Below are 21,958 nucleotides of genomic sequence, written 5' to 3'. Positions count from 1 at the left end.
ATACCGAGGACGGGCGCGAGCAGATCGTTGGCGTGGTCTATCCTTCGGACTTTATCGGGCGGCCCTTCGGCGGCACCACCGGGCATGGCGTTACCGCGCTGACGGAGGCAAAGGTCTGCGTCTTTTCGCGCCGCGATTTCGATGCTTTCGCGCGTGAGCATCCGGCGCTGGAGCACAAGCTTCTGGAACGCACGCTTGGAGAACTGGATCGTACGCGTCGCTGGATGCTGCTGCTCGGGCGCAAGTCCGCCTCAGAAAAGCTGGCAAGCTTCCTGCTGGAGATGGCGGAGCGGCTCGGCGGGCATGGTTGCGCCATCGCGTTCGACATGCCGGGCCAACAGCGCATTTCGCTGCCGTTTTCGCGCCAGCAGATTGCGGACGTATTGGGGCTGACGATCGAGACTGTCAGTCGCCAGTTCACCCGCTTCAAGAACGAAGGCCTGATCGATCTGCCCTCACGCCGCGATGTCACGATTCTCGCCTTCGAGGCACTGACCGCAGAGGCCGGCTGAAACCGGAAACGAAAAAGGGGAGCCGATGGCTCCCCTTTTTGCGTTCGGGCCCTTTTGCGTTCGGGTGAGGTGCGCTCAGAAGCGGTAGGTGACACCCGCGCTCAGCACCCAGGGATCGAGATCGTGCCTGGTCTTCAGCGCCAGCACGCCGTCGTCGTAGAACGAGGCGGTCGGCTTCACCCAGTACTTCTTGGCATCGAAGGAGAGGCCCAGCCCCTTGTCGTTGAGCGCCACGTCGAAGCCGCCTTGCAGTGCGAAGCCGAGCGCGTTCGACATCTTCACCTTGTCGACGCCAAGTGCCTTCGCCGTATCGCCCGGCTTCTCGTCGATTACGAAGAAGATCGACGGTCCGGCCCCGACATAGGGCTTGATGGGAGTGCCGGTGTCGAGGTGCGCCTTCAATGTAGCGGTGGCGGGCAGGATCAGCACGTGATCGACCAGGCCCGCGCCGGCGATGTCGCCAGTGCCGCTGACATGGTGCTGGGTGAGGCAGCAGATCGTCTCGACCGAGAAGGTCTTGTTGAAGAAATACTCGACCGCCAGGGTTGGCACCACATTGTCGTTCGCCTTGGTGCCGACGTTATCGAGCGTTGCCAGCGTACTGCCGAGTGTCGTGCTCGTGTCGATGGACTTGATCTTGTCGATCTTGCCATCGGGAAGGACGGCGGTGCCGAGCACCTTTACCTGCCACTTGCCGTCCGGGCTGCCCGCCACCGCCGGTGTGGAGATCGCGGTTGCGGCTGCGAGCGCTGCGAGCATGGTCAGTTTGCGCATGTCTGCTTCTTTCCGTCGCCGCCGGGGCCGCACCATGCGATCCCCCCTCTTGAGCGGCTGTGCCCAAGCCTCTGCGCCTGATCGCGGTTCAAGGAATTGACAGGGCGCAAATTCGGCGAAAATCCGCCACTCCATCGCCAGATGCACTGCTTGATCGAGCGCAATGACGCAGGCCGAAGGCGATGCGATGCTGCGGCCCATGTGGACCTATCATCCCGAACTGCTGGCAGTTCCCGTGCCGCGCTACACCAGCTTCCCCACGGCGGCGGAGTTCGGGGAGGGTGTGGGGCCATCGGACTTCGCGACCGCACTGCAAAACGCGCGAGGGGACGTCTCGCTCTATGTGCACATCCCGTTCTGCGAGAAGATCTGCTGGTACTGCGGCTGCAACACCAGCGTCGCCAACCGAACCGACAGGGTGGCGAGCTATCTGGACGCCCTTCACCGAGAGATCGTGCTGGTGGCCGAGCACCTTCCCAAGACCGCGCGGATCGCGCGCATTGCTTTCGGCGGTGGCAGCCCCAACGGAATATCGCCTGTGGATTTCGTGCGACTGGTCGATGCATTGACGCTGCACTTTGCTGCGTCCGGGCCGATCCTGTCGATCGAACTGGATCCCCGCACTTTCGGGCCGGAGTGGGCGGCGGTGATCGGATCGGTCGGCATCACGCGCGCCAGTTTCGGCGTGCAGACCTTTGCGCCGCACCTGCAGCAGGCCATCGGACGCGTGCAGCCGGCGCGCATGATCGAGCAGGGCACGCACATGCTGCGCAGCGCGGGCATCGGGTCGCTCAATTTCGACCTGATGTACGGCCTGCCCGGACAAGCCCTGGGTGACTTGCGCGATTCTCTGGAGCGGACGGTGGAACTCGGCGCCGATCGCATCGCGCTGTTCGGCTATGCTCACGTGCCGCACCTGATCCCCCGGCAACGCAAGATCGACGCATCGGCGCTGCCCGATGCGGAGGCGCGTTTCGCGATGGCGGCATTCGGACATGCGTTCCTGGTTGGCGAAGGCTACGTGCCGATCGGGTTCGACCATTTCGCCCGGCCGGGAGACAGCTTGGCGCAGGCGGCGCTGTCGGGCCGGCTGCATCGCAATTTTCAGGGGTTTACCGAGGATCGCGCACCCGTGCTGATCGGCTTTGGGGCATCATCGATCAGCAGCTTTCCCGCGCTGCTTGCCCAGAACGCGAAGAATACGGGCCAGTATCGCACGATGCTTGCGCAGGAACGGCTTACCACCAGCCGGGGAATTGTGCGCAGCATGGACGACCGCCGCCGCGCCGCCGTGATCGAAAAGCTGCTTTGTCATGATCGCGCCCACATCGACGCCGATCTGCGCAGGGAGGCCTGGCCTTTGCTGCAGCCCTATTTCGCGGCAGGACTGTGCGAGGACGATGGCGAGGATCTGGTGATCCGGCCGGAAGGGCTTCCCTATGCCCGTTCCATTGCCGCGCGCTTCGATCCCTATCGCAAGCACTCGCTGCGGCGGTTCAGTTCCGCAGTCTGATGGAGCAGCGGATCCGACGCAATCGGATCGGAAACCGCTCTAAGTTTTTGGTTTTCCGCGTTTTCCGCTTCATCATGTGATTCCACCCGATTGGAAACCGCTCTAACCGCCCGTTTCCAGTTCCACGCCGAACAGGTTGCCATCCACCCAGCGCACCAGGCCCCAGACCTCGCGCCCGTCGTCCAGTACCGCGCGAATCACTTCGTTGATGGGTGGTGCCGTGCCGACGGCTGCCGCGCTGAATCCGTGCGAGGAAATGTCGCGGATCATCACCTCAACAGGCTGCCCCTGGGAATCGATCAGGACATATCGCGTCAGTTTTCGTCGTCGGCTCTCGCGCGGGATCGGGGTGGGCTTGAAGCGGGAAGCGTCCATGGCATTGCCAGAACGGTCGGTTGCGACAAAAATTAAGATGCCGCTTCGAATTTGACCGCGATCAATGGCACGGAGCCGTGCATCTGCGAGGAAATGCCTGCCGGTCTTGCAGCCACCGCACCCGATCGCGGCGGTTGCGAACCGCTTCTCCCCAACTCGAAGGGCGGTCCCTTGGGACCGCCCATTTTTCTGTCAGCGGGTAAGCGGGTAAGCGCGATCAGCTCCAGGTATCGGTGAGCTTCGTCGCGATCTCGATATCGTTGAGGAAGTCGACTTCGGCCCAGTGCAGGCCTTCGATCGAATTGGTGCCGACCTTGCCGGTGGGCGCGATCGAATCGATCACCTTCAGGTACCAGTGCTGCACGCCTTCGGGGGTGCGCATGGCCTGCCGCACGGTTTCGCGGAACAAGTCCGCCCCTTCGCCGCGGAAGGCCAGGAAGCCGATCGATTCAGAGTTCGACTGGGCGGCGGTCAGCGTCTTGCCGATGTGGACCAGGCGGCCGTCTTCGGTCCGCTCCACTTTCATGTCGTCGCTGTCGTAGCCTTCCTGCTTCACGTCCACGGTGACGGCGATCGGCCAGAGGTTGCCGTCCTTGTCGGTCGCGCCCTGCTGCACTTTGCGAACGATCTCTTCCGAAACCAGCGTATCGCCGTTGAGGATCAGGAAATCGCCGCGCATCGCTTCACGCGCGATCCAGCACGAACCCAGGTTGTCCGCCACCTTGAAGAAGGGGTTGAACCGCACGGTCACTTCGACGCGCGGGTCCTTGATCGACTGCAGGTGCTCTTCCAGCATATCGGTCATGAAGCCGGTCACCACATCGATCCGCTTCACGCCGCCGCGCGCCAGCATTTCGATCTGCCATTCGATCAGCGACCGGCCGGAAAAGTCGATCATGCACTTGGGACGCTCGGCCGTGAGGGGGAGCAGGCGCGAGCCCTGGCCGGCGCTGAGGAGAATGGCGTGTTCGATCATGGGGTTCACATTCATGTTCGCGGGGGAGATGGTCTGCATCTAGTGATTGCCGCGCAAAAGGGAAAGGTGCGCAGCGATAAGCTCTCGGCTGCGCAGGCCGGATCGGGTAGACTGGAGCGCCCCGTTCATGCTTCGGCAATCGCGATTTCGCGACTGGCTTGCAACTCGCCTCCCCCTCGTTCAATGCAGGCTCAATGTCTCCCAAACGCCACCGTCACGAGAGCAGCACTCCGCTGGGCCGGATCCTTCAGAACACCGCCTGGCTGCTGGGCGGCAAGGGGTTCGGTGCGGTCTGCGGGATCGGCTATCTGGCGATCCTCACGCGCACGCTGGGGTTGAAGGACTTCGGCCACTTCTCGCTGATTTTCGGCACCGCGCAGGCGCTGATCGCGATCGCCGGCTTCCAGACCTGGCGCGTGGTCGTGCGCTATGGCAGCGAACATGTGCACAACCACGACTGGAGCAAGTTCGGCCGTCTGGGCATGCTGTGCGGCGTGCTGGATGCGCTGGGCGCGGTGATGGGCTGCGGGCTGGCGGCGATCCTGATCTACGGGTTCGCGCATATGCTGGACCTGAACCCGCTCTACATGAACACGGCGTTCTGGTTCTGCTGCGCCTCGCTCTGGGCGCTGGTATCGGCACCGACCGGCATCGTGCGCGCGCTGCACCGCTTCGACATGGCCGTCTACGTGGAGGCCGTGGTGCCCACCGGGCGCCTGATCGCCGCACTGGTGATCTGGCTGACCGGGCCCACGGTGGGCCGCTTTCTGCTCGCATGGGCGGCGATCGATCTGCTGGAAGCGCTGCTCTACTGGATCATGGCGCGCCGGCTTGCCCCGGCGGCGGTGAACCTTCGCAATTTCCTGCAATGGCGCCAGGCCCTGGCCGAGAATCCCGGCATCGGCCGCTTCTTCATGGTCACCTACGTCGGCTCCACGCTCGATGCGGCGGTGAAGAACGGGCCGCTGCTGGTGGTCGGCGCCTGGGTGGGCACCAAGGCGGCGGGCCTCTACCGGCTTGCCTCGCAGCTGTCGCAGGCGCTGACCAAGCTGTCCTCGCTGCTCACGCGCTCGGTCTATGCCGAAGTGGCGCGCGCGCGGGTCTCCTCGCAAGCGGGCGAGTTCCGCAAGCTGGCCTTACAGACCAGCAAGATCGCCGGGCTCGGCGGAGTGGTGGTGGTGGCCGTGGCGATCCTGCTGGGCAAGGAACTGCTGGCGCTGATCGGCGGCGACGCGTTCGAGCGGGGCGAGGCGATTCTGGTTCCGCTGACTCTGGCCGCCTGTTTCGATTTCGCCAGCGTGGCGTTCGAACCGGTGCTCCATTCGACGGGACGCGCGCAAGCCTCGCTGGTCGCGCGCTTGATCTCGGTGGTCGCGCTGGTGCTCGGGCTGGTGTTCTTCATCCCGATCGGCCCCAGCGGGGCGGCCTGGGCCGTGGCGCTGGCAGGCGCGGTGTCCTACCTGGCGATGGGGGCGATGGCCTGGCACACGCTGCGCCTGATCGACCGCGATGAGATCCGCGTGATCGACGCAGAGCCGGAACCGGACGAACCCGGCTCGACAGTGGAGTGACCGTGGCTATCATGGGGGCATGTCCACAGACCTGCTGACCCGCGAAGCCGCCCGCCTGTCCGACCGCATCGTCGCGCTGCGCCGCGCGATCCATGCGGAGCCCGAGATCGGCCTGCACAACCCGAAAACGCGCGACAAGATTCGCGAGGCGCTGGCCCACCTGCCGCTGGAATGGAGCGCGGGCCCTTCGACTACCGGCCTTGTCGCCACGCTGAAGGGCGGCGCGGGAGAGGGCGGCACCGTCCTGCTGCGCGGCGATACCGATGCGCTGCCGATGCCCGAAGAGACCGGGCTGCCTTTCGCTTCCACCATTCCCGGCGTCATGCACGCCTGCGGTCACGACACCCACGTCGCCATGCTGGCGGGCGCGGCGGAGATACTTGCCGGGCAGGCGAGCAGCCTGAAGGGCGAGGTGCGCTTCATGTTCCAGCCGGGCGAGGAAGGGCATCACGGCGCCCGTTTCATGCTCGATGACGGGTTGCTGGGCGGCGAGGGCTTCGATCGTGCGCTGCCCGATGCGGCGTTCGCGCTACACATCATGCCCAATGCCCCGCACGGACTGATCGGCGGGCGCGCCGGGCCGCTGATGGCGGCGGCGGACGAACTGCGTATCACCGTCACCGGGCGCGGCGGCCATGCCTCGATGCCGCACGATACGGTCGATCCGGTGCCTGTCGCCTGTGAAATCGTGATGGCCATCCAGACCATGGTGGCGCGCCGCTACAGTGTGTTCGATCCAGTGGTGGTCACCATCGCCAAGATCGAGGCGGGCAGTGCGCACAACGTGATTCCCGATACGGCCAGGCTCACCGGCACGATGCGCACGCTTTCGGCCGAGAACCGCGCGCGGTTGAAGGACGAACTGCCGCGCCTGGTGGCCGGGATCGCCGGCGCGCATGGGCTGACCGGCGAGGCGACCATCCTCGAAGGCTTCCCGGTGACCGTCTGCGATCCGCGCGCGGTGTCGTTCGGCGAAGGCGTGGCGCAAGCCCTGTTTGGGGAGGGCGCTTTCCGCCGCCTGCCCGATCCGATCATGGGCGCGGAAGACTTCGCCTATGTGCTGGAAAAGGTGCCCGGCGCGATGTTCTTCCTGGGCGTGGCGCAGGAAGGGGCGGACTGGCAGCACTGCTGCGGCATCCATTCGACCAAGATGATGGTTGATGAAACCGTGCTGCCGCGCGGGTCAGCATTCCTTGCGGGCCTCGCGCAGAACTGGCTGGATCGCGGCTTCGGCTAGGCGGGATTGCCGCTGCGGTCATTGCCATAAAGGGCCTGCCTTGCTGCCTTGGCGGCAAGGAGAGGCCCCCGATGACCGACATTGGCATGAACGATCTGGCATTCGCCGATTTCTTCGGCGCCGCGCGTGACGACAATCCGTACTGGAACGAGAGCGCGTGGTTCTCGGTCACGATTCCCGAACGGCGTATCCACGGGCTGATCCAGCACTATTTCCGGCCCAACATGGGCATGCTCAACGGCGGCCCGGTGCTGTGGGATGCCACCGGGCGCTACCAGTGGAATTGCCTGCACTATGACTGGGCACACCTTCAGGCCATGCCGGAGGGTGCCGCCAAGTTCGACATGAAGGCGCGCAATTCGCTGGCCGTGCGGATGATGGAGCCGCTCTCGAAATATAAGCTCGACTACGACAAGGACGGGCTGTTCTTCGACCTGACATGGACCGCCATCGGCCCGGCGCATCAGCTGCGGACAGGGGATGCCGGCCAGACGGCGACGGCAAAGTTTCACCTCGAACAGCCCGGCCGGATGACCGGCACTCTACGCTGCGATGGCGAGGAATTCGCGGTCGACTGCCTGTCGATGCGCGATTGCTCCTACGGCGCGCGGGATTACGAATCACTGGCCTGTGGTGGCTATCTCTGGGGAATTGCCGAGGATCGCGCCTTCCACGCCATCGCCATGGGCGAGGGTAGGGAGGCTCGCTCGATCGGCGGTTTCATCTGGCAGGATGGCGAACTGTCCAGCCTCGCCTCGGGCAGGCGCGAGGTCTTGGAATGGGGCGAACACGGCCCCGGGCGCGTGCTGTTCGAGGCCACCGACCAACGCGGCCGCACCTTGCGCGCGACGGCGGAGATCGATCCGGGGCTGATCTTTACCGGCTACACCGATCACACCGTCGTCTGGTCGCTGATGCGATGGGATTGGGACGGCGTGGAGCTGTGGGGAGACAATCAGGAGTTCTGCCCCACCGAACGCTTCCGCCGCATCGCCCGTGGCGAAATCGCGCTGGGATCGCCGGCGTGACCTTGGGCCAGATCGTCGTCGTCAACGGCACCTCGGGCTCCGGCAAGTCGACCGCCTGCGAACTGTTCCAGAAGCGCCAGCAGGATTACTGGTTGCTCTACGGCATCGACCATTTCATGGCGCAGACCCTTCCCGCGCAGTTCGGTCACCACGGCCCCAGAGCAGGCGAAGGGATCGAGGCGGTCCCTCGCGATCCCGCCGATCCGCAAGGCCCGCTGCGCTGGCGCTTCGCGCCGCCGGCGATGGCGGCGTTTTCGGCGATGCACGAATGGATGGCGGCCACCGCGCGGCAGGGCGTGAACGTGATCTTCGACCATCTATTGATGAGCGATCCGCCGATCCTGCAAGACCTTGTTCGCCGCACGGAGGGATTGCCGGTGCTGCTGATCACGCTGAAGCCGCCGTTCGATGTGCTCGAACGGCGCGTGGCCGAACGCGCGATGACCAAGCGCATGCCCACCGACCTGCTGGGCGAGGATGCCGTGCGCAAGATCGTCGATCGGCTCACCCGCCTGCGCCCGTGGTTCTTCGACGAAGTCTACCGCAACCCGGTATCGGACCTTGTGATCGACACTTCGATCCACGCGCCGGAGGAGGTCTGCACGCAGATCGAGGCGCGATTGGCGGCAGGCCCCGGCACTGCCTTCGACGAACTGCGGGCGAGCCTTTAGAGGCTGCGGCCCGCCAGCCAGCCGACCACGGCGTCCTGCGCTTCGGCCTCATACTGAAGCTGGTGTCCGTGCCGGTCGAACGGCAGGAAGCGTCCATCGTGCGCGGCTTCAGCCAGCGCCTCTCCCTGTGCGAACGGTATCAGCCGATCGTCGCGGGCATGCAGCACGAGGACCGGCGCGGAGACGCGCGGCATCGCGCCCAGGCTGTCGAACCGGTCAAGCATCAGCGTCCGCACCGGTGCCCATGGCATCGCCGTCGCGCCGACGTCGGGCAGCGAGGTGAATGGCGAGACCAGCACCAGCGCGGCGGGCGGGTGCCTGCTCGCCAGTTGCGTCGCCACCCCGGTTCCCAGCGAGGCGCCCATCAGCACCAGCGATTTCGGCTCAAGGCCTTTCGTTTTGAGGAAGCCCAGCGCCGCCTCCCCATCCAGGATCAATCCCGGTTCGGAAGGCTTGCCGGGATTGCCCGAATAGCCGCGATAGTCGGCCAGCAGCATGCCGTATCCGGCATCCGCCAGTTGCCGCGCGGCGAAGGCCGCGCCGGGAAGACTGTCCCCATTGCCGTGGAAGAACAGCACCGTCCGCCTGCCCGGCGCGGCCGGTCGCCAGGCGGCGGCAAGGGAAAGGCCGTCGGTGGTGTGGAGCGTCACGCGCTCGAAGCCGGGCGGAATGGCCGTGGGCCCCTTGGGCGCCGGATAGATCATCGTCCGCTGCGCCAGAAACAGCAGCAGCACGGCGGCGATGTACAACCCGCCGACAGCGGGGAGGACGAAAAGCAATCGCTTTCTCCATCGCGCGACGGGGGTTGCCGCCGCGAAACTGCTCACACCGTCAGCCGATCCAGCACGTTGTCGCGGCGGCTGTCCTTCAGCATCAGCGCGGCGATCAGCGAGACCGCGCAGAGCGCCGACACGTACCAGTAGAACCCGCTCTCATGCCCGGCCTGCTTGAAGGCCAGCGCCACGTTTTCCGCGGTGCCGCCGAACAGCGCATTGCCCACGCCATAGGCAAGGCCCACGCCCAGCGCGCGCACATGGGTGGGGAACATCTCGGCTTTGAACAGGCCGCTGACCGATGTGTAGAAACTGTTGATCACCAGGCCTGCCAGTACCAGCAGGAACGCCGGGCCGATCGCCTTGGCACCCGCCAGCGCGGTGAAGATCGGCACCGTGCAGACCGTGGCCAGCGCGGCGAACAGGATGATGTTGTTGCGCCGCCCGATCCGGTCCGACAGCAGGCCCATCGCCGGCTGCAGCACCATGAACAACGCCAACTCACCCAGCATCAGCATGGTCGCCGTCTCCTTGGAGAGGCCCACGGTCAGCACCAGATATTTCTGCATGTAGGTGGTGAAGGCATAGAACGAGAGGCTGCCGCCCGCCGTCAGCGCGACCACGATCAGGAAGGGCCGGGTGGCGATGCGGAACAGTTCGGCAAGGCTGCCGGCCTGCGCGCTGTCGCGGTCTTCCGCGCTGGAGGTCTCATGCATGTGGTGGCGGAATAGCACGATGGCCATCGCCCCCGCAGCGCCGATCAGGAAGCCGACGCGCCAACCCCATGCGGCCATTTCCGCTTCGGTCAGGAACTGCTGCAGCAGCACGATCACCAGCGTCGCGCAAAGCTGCCCGCCGACCAACGTGACGTACTGGAACGAAGACCAGAACCCGCGCCGCCGCCGTCCCGCGATTTCGCTGAGGTAAGTGGCGGCGGTGCCATATTGGCCGCCGGTGGAGAACCCCTGCACCATGCGGCCGATCAGCAGCAGGATCGGGGCAAGGATGCCGGCCTGCGCGAATGTCGGCAGCACCGCGATCAGCAGCGCGCCGCCCCCCATCATCATGACCGAGAGCACCATCGCGCTCTGGCGGCCGTGGCGGTCGGCATAGCGGCCGAAGTACCAGCCGCCGATCGGCCGCAGCAGGAAGCCCACCGCGAAGATCGCGCTGGTGGCCATCAGCTGCACCAGTTGGTCGCTCTTGGGGAAGAAGGCGGGCGAGAAATAGAGCGCGGTGAAAGCGTAGATGTAGAAATCGTACCATTCGATGAGGTTGCCCGCCGATCCCGCAAGGATGGCGCGCAACCGCATCGCGTCGCTGATGCCGCCCGGCTTGACCGGGGAGATTCCAGCGACGCTATCCACGCTTAGGCGCGTGCTTCGTTCACGCCGGCGCTGTTGTGCCGCAGCGCCTTCAGCACGGTATCGACGATCTGCGGTGCGTTCAGCCCCGCTTCGTCATACTGCGCTTCCGGCTTGTCCTGATCCTGGAAAACGTCGGGCAGGCGCATGGTGCGGATCTTCAGGCCCGCATCGGTTAGCCCTTCATCGCTCGCCATCGTCAGCACATGCGCGCCCAGACCGCCGACCGAGCCTTCCTCCACCGTGACCACCACTTCGTGGCTGAGCATCAGCTTGCGGATCAGATCGGTGTCGAGCGGCTTGGCGAAACGCAGGTCGGCAACGGTGGTGGAAAGGCCCTTGGCCTCCAGCACGTCTGCCGCCTTCAGCGCTTCGCCCAGGCGCGTGCCGAGCGAGAGCAGGGCGACCTTGGAACCTTCGCGCACGATGCGGCCCTTGCCGATTTCCAGCTGCTGCGGAACTTCGGGCAGGGCTACGCCCTCGCCATTGCCGCGCGGATAGCGGAAGGCGATCGGGCCGGAATCGTGCAGCGCGGCGGTGTGCGTCATGTGCACCAGTTCCGCCTCGTCGGCGGCGGCCATGACCACCATGTTGGGCAGCGTCGCCAGATAGGTCACGTCGAACGAGCCGGCGTGGGTGGCGCCGTCCGCGCCGACCAGCCCGGCGCGGTCGATCGCGAAGCGCACCGGCAGGTTCTGGATGGCAACGTCATGCACCACCTGGTCGAAGGCGCGCTGCAGGAACGTCGAATAGATCGCGCAGAACGGGCGCATGCCCTCGGCGGCAAGGCCAGCCGCGAAGGTCACCGCGTGCTGTTCGGCAATGCCCACATCGAAGCTGCGATCGGGGAACTGCTGCACGAACTTGTCCAGCCCGGTGCCCGAAGGCATGGCGGCGGTGATCGCGCAGATCGTGGGATCGCGCTCCGCTTCGGCCACCAGCGCCTTGGCGAAGACGCCGGTATAGCTGGGCGGGCCGGCGGGTGCCTTGGCCTGTTCGCCGGTGACCACGTTGAACTTCTGCACGCCGTGGTACTTGTCGGCCGCTTCCTCGGCCGGGGCATAGCCCTTGCCCTTCTGCGTGACGACGTGGACCAGGATCGGGCCCTCAGCCGCGTCGCGCACGTTTTCCAGCACCGGGATCAGCGCGTCGAGGTCGTGCCCGTCGATCGGGCCGACGTAGTAGAAGCCCAGTTCCTCGAACAGGGTGCCGCCCATGGCCATGCCGCGGGCGAATTCGTCGGTCTTCTTCGCGGCCAGATGTAGTGGGCGCGGCAGGCGGCGGGCGAACTTGCGCGCCAGTTCACGCAGGCCCAGGAACCGGCCGGAGGAGACGAGGCGCGCCAGATAGGCCGAAAGCCCGCCCACCGGCGGCGCGATCGACATGTCGTTGTCGTTGAGGATGACGATCAGGCGGTTTCCGGCCTGTTCGGCATTGTTCATCGCCTCATAGGCCATGCCCGCGCTCATCGCGCCGTCGCCGATCACGGCGATGCCGCGGCCGGGCTGGCCCTTGATCTTGTTGGCGACGGCAAAGCCCAGCGCGGCCGAGATCGAGGTGGAACTGTGCGCGGTGCCGAACGGATCGTATTCGCTTTCCGAACGCTTGGTGAAGCCCGAAAGGCCGCCACCCTGGCGCAAGGTGCGGATACGGTCGCGCCGGCCGGTCAGGATCTTGTGCGGGTAGGCCTGGTGGCCCACGTCCCAGATCAGGCGGTCCACCGGCGTGTCGAACACGTAGTGGATGGCGACGGTCAGTTCGACCACGCCCAGGCCCGAGCCGAGGTGCCCGCCGGTCTGGCCGACGGCGGAGATCATTTCGGTGCGGAGTTCGTCGGCCACCTGGCGAAGTTGCGTGGGCTTGAGCTTGCGCAGGTCGTCAGGAGTATCGACGGTGTCGAGAAGCGGAGTTGCCGGATTGGCTGTCATGGTCATCGGTTTACACGTGAGTTGCACTGGTGTCGAATTTTCCGCTGCCATTAGGCGGCTAATAGGCCAAGATACAGGAATTCTCGTCGGAGGTGCCGATGATTCCGCTGAGCCGTTCCAATCCGATTGCCTTCGTTCTCACCGCCGACCGCGATCGCGCGCGGGCGTTCTACGCGGAAACGCTGGGTTTACCGGTGATAGCCGAGGATGATTTCGCCGTGACGTTCCGGCTGGGCGATAGCACGACCATGCGCCTGAGCGGGGTTCCGGGCTATCAGCCGCATCCGCATACCGTGCTTGGCTGGGCAGTGCCGGATATCCGCGCGACGCTGGCGGACCTGCGTGCAAAAGGGATCAGCCCCAATATCTACGATGGTTTCGGGCAGGACGCGGATGGAATCTGGACGTCCCCCAGTAGCGATGCGCAGGTCTGCTGGTTTCCCGATCCCGATGGCAACGTGTTGAGTCTCACGCAGTTCTGACGGGCTGGTCTGCCCGCGCCGATCGTGACATGGAATGGCTCCCCCCAATTTGAGGAGTTCTCCTTTGTCGCTTTCGATCCGCCCGCTCTCCATCAGGCCGGCCACGCGTGACGATCTTCCGCAGCTTTCCACAGTCATGGATGCCGCCATCGGCGAATTGCAGAAGGGCTTCCTCGATGCCGACCAGATCGCATCGAGCCGCGCGGTGATGGGGCTGGACCGGCAACTGGTGGATGACGGCACCTATTTCGTGGCGGAGATCGACGGGGCCGTGGCAGGCTGCGGCGGCTGGAGCCGGCGGGCGACGATGTATGGCGGCGATCACAGCACCGGCTTGCGCGAACCGCGCCTGCTCGACCCCGCCAGCGAGGCGGCGCGGGTGCGGGCGATGTACACGCATCCCGACTTCGCCCGTCGCGGCGTCGGCCGTGCGCTGCTGGCGCATTGCGAGGAACGGGCCCGGGCCGAGGGCTTCGCCACGTGCGAGCTGATGGGCACGCGATCGGGCGAGCCGCTCTATCAGGTTGCGGGCTACGAAGTGATCGAGCGGATCGAGGATTCGACCGGCGGCGCACCCGTGCCGCTGGCCCGGATGCGCAAGTCGCTCTGAAAATTCAGCTGCTGCAGGCGGCGCAGGTTCCGCGCAATTCCACCACCGGGCGCACATCGGCGAAACCGGCATTCTTGGCCGCCGCGATCAGTGCGCCGGTGAGCTTGTCGTCGTCGATGTGGACGGCCTGCCCGCAGGCATCGCAGATCAGGAAGATGCAATCGTGCTGGCAGCCGGGATGGCTGTTGGCGAGGTAGGCGTTGGCGCTTTCCACCCGGCGGGCGAGGTTGGTGCGCACGAACAGGTCGAGGATGCGGTAGACGCTGTTGGGCGCCACCCGCTTGCCGCGCAGGGCGGAGACGCTTTCGGCCAGATCGTAGGCGGAGGCGGGGCGTTCGCGTTCGGCCAGCGCGCCGAACACGTCGGCCCGCATTTCGGTCCATTGTTCGCCCGATTCGAGCAGCGCCGCGCGGGCGGCTTCGATCAGCCCTGCGCCGGAATGTTCGTGATGATGATGTGCACCTGACATAACCTCCATATGGAGGTTCGCCTGTCGGCGCGCAATGTTAAGGGCCCGCTTAACGCCGGCCCGCTTAGTCTCGGCCCGATCAGTCCTGGATCGAACCGGCGTGCGCCGGGGGCGCCATCGTTTCCGAAAGGGTGTGGGTGCCGATGCCCATGGCGCCGAACACCAGCAGCGCGCCGCCGGCGAAGCCGATTGCGAAGAAGCGGTAGAAGTCGGCCTTGAAGAGTCCCATGATCGGTGCAGCTATCCAGTGGTTCACGAAATTGCGTGGCGCCCACTTGGGCCGATTCGCCTTGCAGTCCAGTGAACGTGCCCCATTTTCGCCTTATTATGCGATGAGCGGTGAGGATGGAGCGATGAATCGCTGGAACAGACGCGAGGGTGTCACCGAAAAGCCCGATTGGAGCGCGTTTGCGAAAATGCCGGAAGAGGCATTTTCGAGGCGGCACCGGCCCGCTCCCCCACCCGACCACCCACGAGTGTACCCTGATGGGTGGTCGGGTGGGGGAGCGGGCCGGTGCCGCCAAAATCCGCCTGCGGCGGATTTTCAAACTGCCGGATTTCAAACTAGGGCAGGATCGGCGCCAGTGCCGCGTGGCCGATCGAGGCAAGGACCAGCAGCGCCAGCGGGATGATCGCGCAGCCGAAGGGCAGGGCCAGCGCACCCGCGACGCGGGGGCGGCTACTTATGCGGCCCAGCCGCACCAGCACTGCCGATGCGGCCATGCCGACAAGGAAGGCAAGGGCAACCAGCGGTCCTAGCCAGTCTACCCCCATAAGCGCCTTCCTTCTCGTTCGATCAATGCTTGAAGTGGCGCATGCCGGTGAAGACCATCGCCAGGCCCGCCTCGTCGGCAGCGGCGATGACTTCCTCGTCACGGATCGAGCCGCCCGGCTGGATCACTGCGGTCGCGCCCGCCTCGGCAGCGGCCAGCAGGCCGTCCGCGAAGGGGAAGAACGCGTCGGACGCGACGGCGGAGCCCACCGTGCGGGCCTGCGCCCAGCCGAACTTCTCGGCCGCTTCGGCCGCCTTCATCGCGGCGATGCGCGAGGAATCGCGGCGGTTCATCTGGCCCGCGCCGATGCCGGCAGTAACGCCGTCCTTGGCATAGACGATCGCGTTAGACTTGACGTGGCGGGCCACCGTCCAGGCGAACAGGCAGTCCTTCAGTTCCTGCTCGGTCGGCGCGCGCTTGGTCACCACCTTCAGGTCATCGAGGCCGATGGCGCCGGCGTCACGGCCCTGCACCAGCAGGCCGCCGGTGATCGGCTTGACGGTCAGGCCGGGGCGGCGCGGATCGGGCAGGCCGCCGGTCAGCAGCAGGCGCAGGTTCTTCTTCTTGGCGAAGAACGCGCGGGCTTCCTCGTCGGCGTCGGGGGCGACGACGACTTCGGTGAAGATCTGGCAGATCGCCTCGGCCGTCGGGCCGTCGAGCGTGGTGTTCACGGCAACGATGCCGCCGAAGGCCGAAACGTCGTCACAGGCCAGCGCGCCGTGCCAGGCTTCCAGCAGGCTGGAGCCCTGCGCCACGCCGCACGGGTTGGCGTGCTTGACGATGACGACGGCCGGCTCCTGGCCCTTGAACTCGGCAGCGAGTTCGAAGGCGGCGTCGGCATCGTTGTAGTTGTTGTAGGACAGTTCCTTGCCCTGCACCTGTTCGCCCTGGGCCAGGCCCTTGGTGAACGGGCCGACCGGGGTGTAGAGCGCGGCCTTCTGGTGCGGGTTCTCGCCATAGCGCAGCGTGGTGGCCAGGCGGCCGTTGACGCTCAGCATCTCGGGGAACTCAACGCCCTGGTCGGCGAAGGCGAACCACTGAGAGATCATCGAATCGTAAGCGGCGGTCTGCGCGAAGGCGCGCGCGGCCAGCAGCTTGCGGAAAGCCAGGGTGGTGCCGCCGTCGGTGGTCTCCAGTTCGGAGAGCAGGCCGGCATAGTCCTTGGGATCGGTGACGATGGCGACGAAGGCATGGTTCTTCGCGGCCGAACGCACCATCGACGGGCCGCCGATGTCGATGTTCTCGATCACCTCGTCACGGTCGGCGCCCTTGGCGACGGTCGCTTCGAACGGATAGAGATTGACGACCACCAAGTCGATCGCGCCGATCGCGTGATCAGCCATCGCCTTGGCATGTTCCGGATTGTTGCGCACCGCCAGCAGGCCGCCATGGACCTTGGGGTGCAGCGTCTTCACCCGGCCGTCCATCATCTCGGGGAAATCGGTGATTTCCGAGATGTCCTTCACTTCAAGGCCAGCGTCGCGCAGCGCCTTGGCGGTGCCGCCGGTGGAAACCAGCTCCACGCCGCGAGCGGAAAGCGCCTTGCCGAGATCGGCGAGGCCGGCCTTGTCGGAAACCGAAAGCAGTGCGCGGCGGATCGGGACGATATCGGTCATCTGGGGGCCTCTTGCGAATGGAGCGGGCAAAGAATTTGCGCGCCCTCTAAGTCGAGAGGGGCGAGGCCGCAAGGTGGGTAAGGCACAACCGGTGGCGTACCTCGGCCGAAACTACCGCATTTTCTTGAGAAGCCAACCGAAGTTTCCGCCGCCGCGCGAAACCATGCCCTGAATCACCAGCTGCTGCGTGGCCTGCGGACGGCCCTGACCGTCCACCCAGAGCGAATCCTCGATCCCCACTTCACCCGCCGTGCTGCGGAACTGCCAGTAGCTGCCATCGGGCAGCGACAGCGCCGCGCCCTGACCATCGACGGTGGGGGAGACTTCAACTTCGGGGCCGAGGTGGAAGCGGATTGCAAAGCCCACCTTGCCGCGCTTGCCCTTGCGGCCGGCGGGCAGCAGCACGTCTTCGCCGCGCAGTTCGGTGCCGTCGTCGCGCAGGATCAGGATGCGTTGGTGATTGAGGCCGTGGCGGGCGGCATAGCCGTTGTGGCTGGCTTCCAGGCGGGTGGCATTGCCGCCGTTTTCCTGCGCCAGCGTCTTGCGATCGATGTCGACTTCGCTGACGCCCGATCCGATCGCGCCGTTGATGAGCACGGCGGTGGAATTGGCGTCATCCAGGGTCAGCGTGGAATGGGCGGCGGTGGCGCGCAGAGCCTGTTCCAGCCGCACGGGCACCAGCCCGCCGCCGCTGGCGGCGCCGCCACAATTGACGACCAGGCGATGGATGCCGTGCGAAAGCTCGAACGCCAGCGTGGAGGCGCAGCCATAGCGCGCATGGGCAGGCAGCGGCGGCGGTGCGGTGTCGAACTGCAGGATCGCCTTCTGCGCAACCACGCGCTGGTAACCCCATTGGCGCACATCGCGCAGCGGGCGCGTGCGCACGCCGCTGGCTTTGACCAGATCGTCGATATCGCTGGCGCTGACCGCCCAGCTGCCCTGCCACGAACCCAGCGAGCCATCGCCATGGGTCAGCGCCAGCAGCGGCGGCACCAGCAGTTCCACCACGCGCTCCACCGTCTGCGGTGCATCGCGGCGAGTGGCCTGATAGCAATTGCGCAGGCGCACCAGCAGGGTGATCGCCTCCATCTGCGCCAGCGGGCTGCGCGACAGCAGGCCGCCATCGTCGCCCATCAGGTCGCCCAGCGCCTTGACCAATCCGGCCTCGCCATAGAGGCGGCGCGGGCGGCCTTCGGGCAGCAGCAGGCCGGCCGCGACGATCGCGCACCAGCCGGCGACTTCGGCCAGCCCGTCCTCGGCCCGGTTCACATGTCGGTCCAGCCAGCGCGCGGTGGCGGAGATATGTACCAAGGTGCGGTTGCGCAGCGCCTTGTCGCCGGAAAGGATCAGCGGCGCGTGGGCCAGCCAGTTCATCAGGCGCATGCCGGTATTGCCGACCGCCCAGGCCGGGCCCTTGCCGGGCTTCGATGGCGGCGCCGGGTTGGCTTGCAGCCATGACGTCAGAATGCGTTCGGCCACCGGCACGCACTGTTCGCGCGGGGCGCAGGCCTCCAGATCGGTGAGCCAAGAGAAGCTGTGGACCGCACGCTCCAGCGGCGGAGTGACGCGCGCGGCGCCGGCATAGTCGACTTGCGCGATCGGGGTCTTGGCGCCGTGGACCAGGAAGTGCCCGGCGCGCAGCGCGGTGCCGGCAGTGGCATTGCCGGGCAGCGTGTTGCTGACGGTGGCCAGCAGGCGCGTGCGCGGCTTGCGGCCCAGCGGTGACGTCAGCATCGTGGCCGGGACGCCCAGGCGATAGGCGAACCGAATGAACCGGTCCGCCGCGCCCGTGGACGGCGGCGAGAAATCGGCCAGCGCGATATCGCGGCCGGTATCGATGCGGGGATCGAGCCGATGTTCAGGGCGCTCGGCCCGGATCTCGGACGGATCGGCGGTGAGGGCAGGGTCCTCGGGAATGGCGCCGATGCCATCAGGTTCGGCTGCCATGTCCTGCTTTAATGCACCGCGCAACGCATTCTCCTCGGCTTCCGCCGCCTGCGGAACGGCCCGATCCGCGCCCGGGTTCCCGGTTTGCGTGCGCGGAGGGGCCGTCGTTGCCAAGGGCTCAGTCCAGTCCCTTGAGCGCCCGGATATTGGCGGCATATTGCGACGGGCCGCCGCGGAAAGTGGCGGAACCCGCCACCAGCACGTCGGCACCGGCGGAAACGCAAAGCGGCGCGGTCTTGGCATCGACGCCGCCGTCGACTTCGAGATGAATCTCGCGGCCGGACTTGTCGATCATCTTGCGCACTGCCTCGATCTTGCGAAGCTGGCTGGAAATGAAGCTCTGCCCGCCGAAGCCGGGGTTCACGCTCATGATCAGGACCAGGTCGATCTCGTCGATCAAATAGTCCAGCATCTTGGCGGGGGTGGCCGGGTTCAGCGAGATGCCCGCCTTCTTGCCCAGCGACTTGATCTTCTGGACGGTGCGGTGGACGTGCGGGCCGGCTTCGGGGTGCACGGTGATGATGTCGGCACCGGCGGCGGCGAAATCCTCAAGGAAGGAATCGACCGGGGAGATCATCAGGTGCACGTCGAACACCTTGGCCGAATGCGGGCGCAGGGCCTTCACCACGGCCGGGCCAATGGTGATGTTGGGCACGAAGTGGCCGTCCATCACGTCGACATGGATCCAGTCGGCTCCGGCTTCGTCGACCGCGCGGACTTCTTCGCCAAGGCGCGCAAAGTCGGCGGAAAGGATCGACGGCGAGATCAGCGGAACGGTCATGGAAATTCTATACTCCTCCGGGTAACGAATAAGACACCATATGTAGTGGGGACAAGCACGCCTCCGCGCTTTTCCACCACGCGATATGGGCGCGACAGTGTTGGGGCAGGCCCCTGCACCGGCTATTCGCGCCGCGCAATTGCGAATTGCCAATTCAGAGTGCATTCACGGCCCCGCTGCCAATTCGCGGCCAAGGGCGCGAACCCGTCCGGCTTGGGTCCGTTGGGCCGCAAGGGGGCGGGGGTAGAATGATGGAAGAGGTCAACAGGCCAGACATGAACACGAAGCAATCGCATCGTTTCCCGCGTGCCCGCCGGCGCGCGCTTATCTCCGCCGGTGCCGTGGCCGCACTGGGCCTGGCCGTATCGGCCGGCGCCGCCGTGCGCGAGCACGAGGAACTGCGCAACGACATGAGCCTGTGCCGCGCCGACAAGGGGCCGGCGCTGCTGGTCACGGTGGATGGGATCAAGGCGACATCGGGCAGCATCCGCGTCCAGAGCTATCGCGCCACTTCGGCGGAATGGCTGCAATCGGGCCGGTGGATTTCCCGCATCGAAGTTCCGGCCCGCGCCGGCACGATGACCTTCTGCGTACCGCTGCCGGGCAGCGGCACTTACGGCATCGCCGTGCGTCATGACGTCAATGGCAATGGCAAGACCGACATCAGCAGCGACGGCGGGGCGATGTCGAACAATCCGCCGATCAGCCTCTTCAACCTCGGCAAGCCCAGCTACACGAAAGTGGGCGTGCCGGTGGGCAACGAAGTGAAGTCGATCCGGGTGCAGATGCGTTACATGTGACGAGTGCCCGCAAGGGCACTCTCAGGTACCGTTCAGGGCCGTTCGGGTCGCGCCGAAATAATCGCGCGGGCGTCGGCCAGATCAGACGGTTTGTCCACGTCCACCGCGGCCAGACCGTCCCTCGCGGCAACCAGGCGGGCGGCGACGCCGATCTTGTCGCCCAACCGCTTCAGCGCGCCGGCCAAGGTCAGGCGGCCCAGCGCATAGCCGATCAGGATCCCCACTCCCAGCCGCGCGGCGATGCGCCAGGGGCGCTTGCGGTCGGCCTCCACCAGCTTCCAGGTGTCGATCGCCGCTCCGGCGCGCGGGGTGTTGAGCAGGAACAGGTTGCAGCCGGACCAGTCGCCATCGGCAAAGCGCAGATAAGTGCGCTTTGATCCCGGCATGGCCGCCTCGATCGCCTCGCGCCGGGCCAGCAACACGGCAACGTCGGCATCCTCAGGCGTGTCGGCGATGAAGTCGTCCACCCAGGCGCCGCGCAGCAGCGCATGGTCGGACGTGGTCACCAGCATCGGCGTGCCCAGCCGGGCAAGGCCGGCAGCGACACTGGCGCTGGGGCCGGCCTCGGCGGGAATGACCTCGCACCCCAATTCCTGCGCCAGCGCGATCACCGCCGGGTCGTTGGCGACCACGGCGATCCGCTCCACACGGCTGTCGTTGAGCGCGGCGACGACATGGGCCAGCATCGGCTTTCCGGCGATTTCCACCAGCGCCTTGTGGCTGGTGCCCTCGCTGGCGGCGACCGGATCGGGCGCGCCGGGGCGCGAACCGGCCAGCACGAGTGCGGCGTGGGGCCGAGTTGTCGTCATGCCATCCGCTCCCGCGCCTTCTTCGCACGCCAGACCTGCCAGAGCACACCCGGCGCGGCGAGCACCGGATGACGCTCCCGCCACGGCGTCAGCCTTACGGGAATGCCGGTGTGGCGCTCGATCTTCCACGCGGCATAGCGCGCCGCACCCTCGAACGTGGTCGAGGCCTTGAGCAGACGAAGCACGTTGTAAGGCTTGCCCATTCGGCGGCGATGCGCCCACCAGCCAAGGGTCTTCTGGCGGGCCGCGGAAGGGACCTGCGGCCGGATCGTGCCATCGGCTTCGCGAATAAAGGCGATGCCGTCAGCCTTGAGGGCCAACGGCAGCAGCCCGTCGAAATGATCGCGGTTTACCGAGAGGATCGAATCTTCCCGCCCCGCCTTCTCGACGCGGAATTCGGCGGCATAAGTTGCCCGGAACAGGGCACGCCAGTAATCCTCCGGCGTACCCTGCTCGGGCCCCAAAGCTACGGCAAGGCGGCTGGCCGTGCGGGCGGCGCCGGAGACGGCCTGAGCGACTTGCCCGGCCGCTGCCGCATCGCGTTGCCAGGCGAAACCGCTCGGCTGGACGAAGCGCGCCCAGATCGTGGTATCCACAAGCTCGCCGGCGGCGGCGGCGCGGAAAGTCTCCAGCGCCATCGTCGCGACTTTGGCGCGCAGGACTACCCCTTCGCGCTCCCACTCGTGATAACTGACGCGCGGCCAGATCTTTTCCACCTGCGGACCATCGGTCAGCACGTAGAAGTCCAGCACGCCTTCCAGCGACCCGGTGCGCAAGTTGGATCCGTAGAACAGCACGGCGGCGGTTCCCGGCGTCGCGTGCGCCAGCCGGTCGGCAAAGGCGCGCACTTCGACCACCACAGGGCGGTCGAGTGCCTTGCGCACGCGCGTTTCCAGAGTTTCGCCGGAAAGTTCGGTCATGCCATCATGCTCGGGCAAGCCCGTTCCGA

At 66.2% G+C, this 21,958-nt stretch carries 23 protein-coding genes (1 of these 23 running past the window's edge); 9 read left to right on the top strand and 14 right to left on the bottom strand.

Annotation, left to right across the window (positions count from 1 at the left end):
- Positions 1 to 512 carry the 3' portion of a Crp/Fnr family transcriptional regulator gene (locus WBP07_RS15290; RefSeq protein ID WP_395392346.1) on the top strand. 190 nt of this gene lie to the left of the window's left edge, so the window shows 512 of its 702 coding nt (coding positions 191-702); its start codon lies off the left edge, out of view; the stop codon is at positions 510 to 512.
- A gap of 75 nt (positions 513 to 587) precedes the next feature.
- Here WBP07_RS15290 and WBP07_RS15285 read toward each other — a convergent pair whose 3' ends face one another.
- Entirely contained in the window at positions 588 to 1,286 is a 699-nt protein-coding gene (locus WBP07_RS15285) for an OmpW family protein (protein WP_395392344.1), read from the bottom strand.
- A gap of 199 nt (positions 1,287 to 1,485) precedes the next feature.
- Between WBP07_RS15285 and hemN the strand changes: the two genes are divergently transcribed.
- A complete protein-coding gene (gene hemN / locus WBP07_RS15280) occupies positions 1,486 to 2,799 on the top strand; it encodes an oxygen-independent coproporphyrinogen III oxidase (protein WP_395395805.1) in 1,314 nt (437 codons plus the stop codon).
- 102 nt (positions 2,800 to 2,901) lie between these two features.
- On the opposite strand, the gene WBP07_RS15275 is transcribed toward hemN, so the two are convergent.
- On the bottom strand, positions 2,902 to 3,174 hold the full coding sequence (locus WBP07_RS15275; protein ID WP_395392343.1) for a histidine kinase: 273 nt from the start codon (positions 3,172 to 3,174) through the stop codon (positions 2,902 to 2,904).
- 217 nt (positions 3,175 to 3,391) lie between these two features.
- Entirely contained in the window at positions 3,392 to 4,150 is a 759-nt protein-coding gene (locus WBP07_RS15270; protein WP_395395804.1) for a sugar phosphate nucleotidyltransferase, read from the bottom strand.
- A gap of 194 nt (positions 4,151 to 4,344) precedes the next feature.
- Here WBP07_RS15270 and WBP07_RS15265 point away from each other — a divergent pair, with 194 nt between their 5' ends.
- From WBP07_RS15265 to WBP07_RS15250, 4 genes are all read left to right on the top strand, one after another.
- Complete coding sequence (locus tag WBP07_RS15265) at positions 4,345 to 5,721, top strand: lipopolysaccharide biosynthesis protein (RefSeq protein WP_395392341.1); 1,377 nt, start codon at positions 4,345 to 4,347, stop codon at positions 5,719 to 5,721.
- Positions 5,722 to 5,740: 19 nt separating this feature from the next.
- The gene (locus tag WBP07_RS15260; RefSeq protein WP_395392339.1) at positions 5,741 to 6,958 is read left to right on the top strand and encodes a M20 family metallopeptidase; all 1,218 of its coding nucleotides are present in this window, start codon (positions 5,741 to 5,743) and stop codon (positions 6,956 to 6,958) included.
- A gap of 71 nt (positions 6,959 to 7,029) precedes the next feature.
- The gene (locus WBP07_RS15255; RefSeq protein WP_395392337.1) at positions 7,030 to 7,986 is read left to right on the top strand and encodes a hypothetical protein; all 957 of its coding nucleotides are present in this window, start codon (positions 7,030 to 7,032) and stop codon (positions 7,984 to 7,986) included.
- Positions 7,983 to 8,657: an AAA family ATPase gene (locus tag WBP07_RS15250; protein WP_395392336.1), complete on the top strand. Its 675-nt coding sequence runs from the start codon at positions 7,983 to 7,985 to the stop codon at positions 8,655 to 8,657. The genes WBP07_RS15255 and WBP07_RS15250 overlap by 4 nt, the downstream gene beginning before the upstream one ends.
- On the opposite strand, the gene WBP07_RS15245 is transcribed toward WBP07_RS15250, so the two are convergent.
- Genes WBP07_RS15245 through dxs form a run of 3 tightly spaced genes read right to left on the bottom strand, consistent with a single transcriptional unit; the run spans position 8,654 to position 12,722 of the window.
- Positions 8,654 to 9,436: an alpha/beta hydrolase gene (locus WBP07_RS15245; protein WP_395392334.1), complete on the bottom strand. Its 783-nt coding sequence runs from the start codon at positions 9,434 to 9,436 to the stop codon at positions 8,654 to 8,656. The genes WBP07_RS15250 and WBP07_RS15245 overlap by 4 nt on opposite strands.
- Before the next feature lie 44 nt (positions 9,437 to 9,480).
- The gene (locus WBP07_RS15240) at positions 9,481 to 10,743 is read right to left on the bottom strand and encodes an MFS transporter (RefSeq protein ID WP_395395803.1); all 1,263 of its coding nucleotides are present in this window, start codon (positions 10,741 to 10,743) and stop codon (positions 9,481 to 9,483) included.
- Positions 10,744 to 10,799: 56 nt separating this feature from the next.
- Entirely contained in the window at positions 10,800 to 12,722 is a 1,923-nt protein-coding gene (dxs, locus tag WBP07_RS15235; protein ID WP_395395802.1) for a 1-deoxy-D-xylulose-5-phosphate synthase, read from the bottom strand.
- A 98-nt stretch (positions 12,723 to 12,820) separates the two neighbouring features.
- Between dxs and WBP07_RS15230 the strand changes: the two genes are divergently transcribed.
- Together WBP07_RS15230 and WBP07_RS15225 are read left to right on the top strand one after the other, a co-directional pair.
- Positions 12,821 to 13,204 (top strand): VOC family protein, encoded by a 384-nt coding sequence (locus WBP07_RS15230; RefSeq protein WP_395392332.1) that lies wholly within the window; start codon positions 12,821 to 12,823, stop codon positions 13,202 to 13,204.
- A 34-nt stretch (positions 13,205 to 13,238) separates the two neighbouring features.
- Entirely contained in the window at positions 13,239 to 13,814 is a 576-nt protein-coding gene (locus tag WBP07_RS15225) for a GNAT family N-acetyltransferase (RefSeq protein ID WP_395392330.1), read from the top strand.
- A 4-nt stretch (positions 13,815 to 13,818) separates the two neighbouring features.
- Here WBP07_RS15225 and WBP07_RS15220 read toward each other — a convergent pair whose 3' ends face one another.
- From WBP07_RS15220 to rpe, 6 genes are all read right to left on the bottom strand, one after another.
- Entirely contained in the window at positions 13,819 to 14,292 is a 474-nt protein-coding gene (locus WBP07_RS15220; protein ID WP_395392328.1) for a Fur family transcriptional regulator, read from the bottom strand.
- Positions 14,293 to 14,362: 70 nt separating this feature from the next.
- Positions 14,363 to 14,512, bottom strand: coding sequence for a hypothetical protein (locus tag WBP07_RS15215; protein ID WP_395392326.1), 150 nt, complete (start codon positions 14,510 to 14,512; stop codon positions 14,363 to 14,365).
- A 335-nt stretch (positions 14,513 to 14,847) separates the two neighbouring features.
- Positions 14,848 to 15,057 carry a hypothetical protein gene (locus tag WBP07_RS15210; protein ID WP_395392324.1) on the bottom strand — a complete coding sequence of 70 codons (210 nt, stop codon included), beginning with the start codon at positions 15,055 to 15,057 and terminating at the stop codon, positions 14,848 to 14,850.
- A 22-nt stretch (positions 15,058 to 15,079) separates the two neighbouring features.
- A complete protein-coding gene (gene purH, locus WBP07_RS15205) occupies positions 15,080 to 16,672 on the bottom strand; it encodes a bifunctional phosphoribosylaminoimidazolecarboxamide formyltransferase/IMP cyclohydrolase (protein WP_395392323.1) in 1,593 nt (530 codons plus the stop codon).
- 111 nt (positions 16,673 to 16,783) lie between these two features.
- The gene (locus WBP07_RS15200; RefSeq protein ID WP_395392321.1) at positions 16,784 to 18,619 is read right to left on the bottom strand and encodes a heparinase II/III family protein; all 1,836 of its coding nucleotides are present in this window, start codon (positions 18,617 to 18,619) and stop codon (positions 16,784 to 16,786) included.
- 118 nt (positions 18,620 to 18,737) lie between these two features.
- Positions 18,738 to 19,400: a ribulose-phosphate 3-epimerase gene (gene rpe, locus WBP07_RS15195; protein WP_395392319.1), complete on the bottom strand. Its 663-nt coding sequence runs from the start codon at positions 19,398 to 19,400 to the stop codon at positions 18,738 to 18,740.
- A gap of 275 nt (positions 19,401 to 19,675) precedes the next feature.
- Between rpe and WBP07_RS15190 the strand changes: the two genes are divergently transcribed.
- Entirely contained in the window at positions 19,676 to 20,200 is a 525-nt protein-coding gene (locus WBP07_RS15190) for a DUF2141 domain-containing protein (RefSeq protein ID WP_395392317.1), read from the top strand.
- A 32-nt stretch (positions 20,201 to 20,232) separates the two neighbouring features.
- Here the strand turns inward: WBP07_RS15190 and WBP07_RS15185 are convergent, their stop codons facing one another.
- Both WBP07_RS15185 and WBP07_RS15180 read right to left on the bottom strand, forming a co-directional pair.
- Positions 20,233 to 21,009, bottom strand: coding sequence for a nucleotidyltransferase family protein (locus WBP07_RS15185; RefSeq protein ID WP_395392315.1), 777 nt, complete (start codon positions 21,007 to 21,009; stop codon positions 20,233 to 20,235).
- Positions 21,006 to 21,929, bottom strand: a complete 924-nt coding sequence (locus WBP07_RS15180) for a hypothetical protein (RefSeq protein ID WP_395392313.1) — start codon at positions 21,927 to 21,929, stop codon at positions 21,006 to 21,008. Before WBP07_RS15180 ends, WBP07_RS15185 begins: the two co-directional genes overlap by 4 nt.
- Positions 21,930 to 21,958 lie beyond the last annotated feature (29 nt).

It is taken from the genome of Novosphingobium oxfordense (assembly GCF_044029435.1).
Taxonomy (GTDB): domain Bacteria; phylum Pseudomonadota; class Alphaproteobacteria; order Sphingomonadales; family Sphingomonadaceae; genus Novosphingobium.
Note: the sequence above shows the minus strand (reverse complement) of the source record. Positions and strands in the feature narration are given on the sequence as shown.

Coding starts and splice junctions, on each gene's coding strand:
- WBP07_RS15285 (WP_395392344.1), bottom strand. CDS start 1,286: ATGCGCAAACTGACCATGCTCGCAGCGCTCGCAGCCGCAACCGCGATC.
- hemN (WP_395395805.1), top strand. CDS start 1,486: ATGTGGACCTATCATCCCGAACTGCTGGCAGTTCCCGTGCCGCGCTAC.
- WBP07_RS15275 (WP_395392343.1), bottom strand. CDS start 3,174: ATGGACGCTTCCCGCTTCAAGCCCACCCCGATCCCGCGCGAGAGCCGA.
- WBP07_RS15270 (WP_395395804.1), bottom strand. CDS start 4,150: ATGATCGAACACGCCATTCTCCTCAGCGCCGGCCAGGGCTCGCGCCTG.
- WBP07_RS15265 (WP_395392341.1), top strand. CDS start 4,345: ATGTCTCCCAAACGCCACCGTCACGAGAGCAGCACTCCGCTGGGCCGG.
- WBP07_RS15260 (WP_395392339.1), top strand. CDS start 5,741: ATGTCCACAGACCTGCTGACCCGCGAAGCCGCCCGCCTGTCCGACCGC.
- WBP07_RS15255 (WP_395392337.1), top strand. CDS start 7,030: ATGACCGACATTGGCATGAACGATCTGGCATTCGCCGATTTCTTCGGC.
- WBP07_RS15240 (WP_395395803.1), bottom strand. CDS start 10,743: ATGCGGTTGCGCGCCATCCTTGCGGGATCGGCGGGCAACCTCATCGAA.
- dxs (WP_395395802.1), bottom strand. CDS start 12,722: ATGACAGCCAATCCGGCAACTCCGCTTCTCGACACCGTCGATACTCCT.
- WBP07_RS15230 (WP_395392332.1), top strand. CDS start 12,821: ATGATTCCGCTGAGCCGTTCCAATCCGATTGCCTTCGTTCTCACCGCC.
- WBP07_RS15225 (WP_395392330.1), top strand. CDS start 13,239: ATGGCTCCCCCCAATTTGAGGAGTTCTCCTTTGTCGCTTTCGATCCGC.
- WBP07_RS15220 (WP_395392328.1), bottom strand. CDS start 14,292: ATGGAGGTTATGTCAGGTGCACATCATCATCACGAACATTCCGGCGCA.
- WBP07_RS15215 (WP_395392326.1), bottom strand. CDS start 14,512: ATGGGACTCTTCAAGGCCGACTTCTACCGCTTCTTCGCAATCGGCTTC.
- WBP07_RS15210 (WP_395392324.1), bottom strand. CDS start 15,057: ATGGGGGTAGACTGGCTAGGACCGCTGGTTGCCCTTGCCTTCCTTGTC.
- purH (WP_395392323.1), bottom strand. CDS start 16,672: ATGACCGATATCGTCCCGATCCGCCGCGCACTGCTTTCGGTTTCCGAC.
- WBP07_RS15200 (WP_395392321.1), bottom strand. CDS start 18,619: ATGGCAGCCGAACCTGATGGCATCGGCGCCATTCCCGAGGACCCTGCC.
- rpe (WP_395392319.1), bottom strand. CDS start 19,400: ATGACCGTTCCGCTGATCTCGCCGTCGATCCTTTCCGCCGACTTTGCG.
- WBP07_RS15190 (WP_395392317.1), top strand. CDS start 19,676: ATGAACACGAAGCAATCGCATCGTTTCCCGCGTGCCCGCCGGCGCGCG.
- WBP07_RS15185 (WP_395392315.1), bottom strand. CDS start 21,009: ATGACGACAACTCGGCCCCACGCCGCACTCGTGCTGGCCGGTTCGCGC.
- WBP07_RS15180 (WP_395392313.1), bottom strand. CDS start 21,929: ATGACCGAACTTTCCGGCGAAACTCTGGAAACGCGCGTGCGCAAGGCA.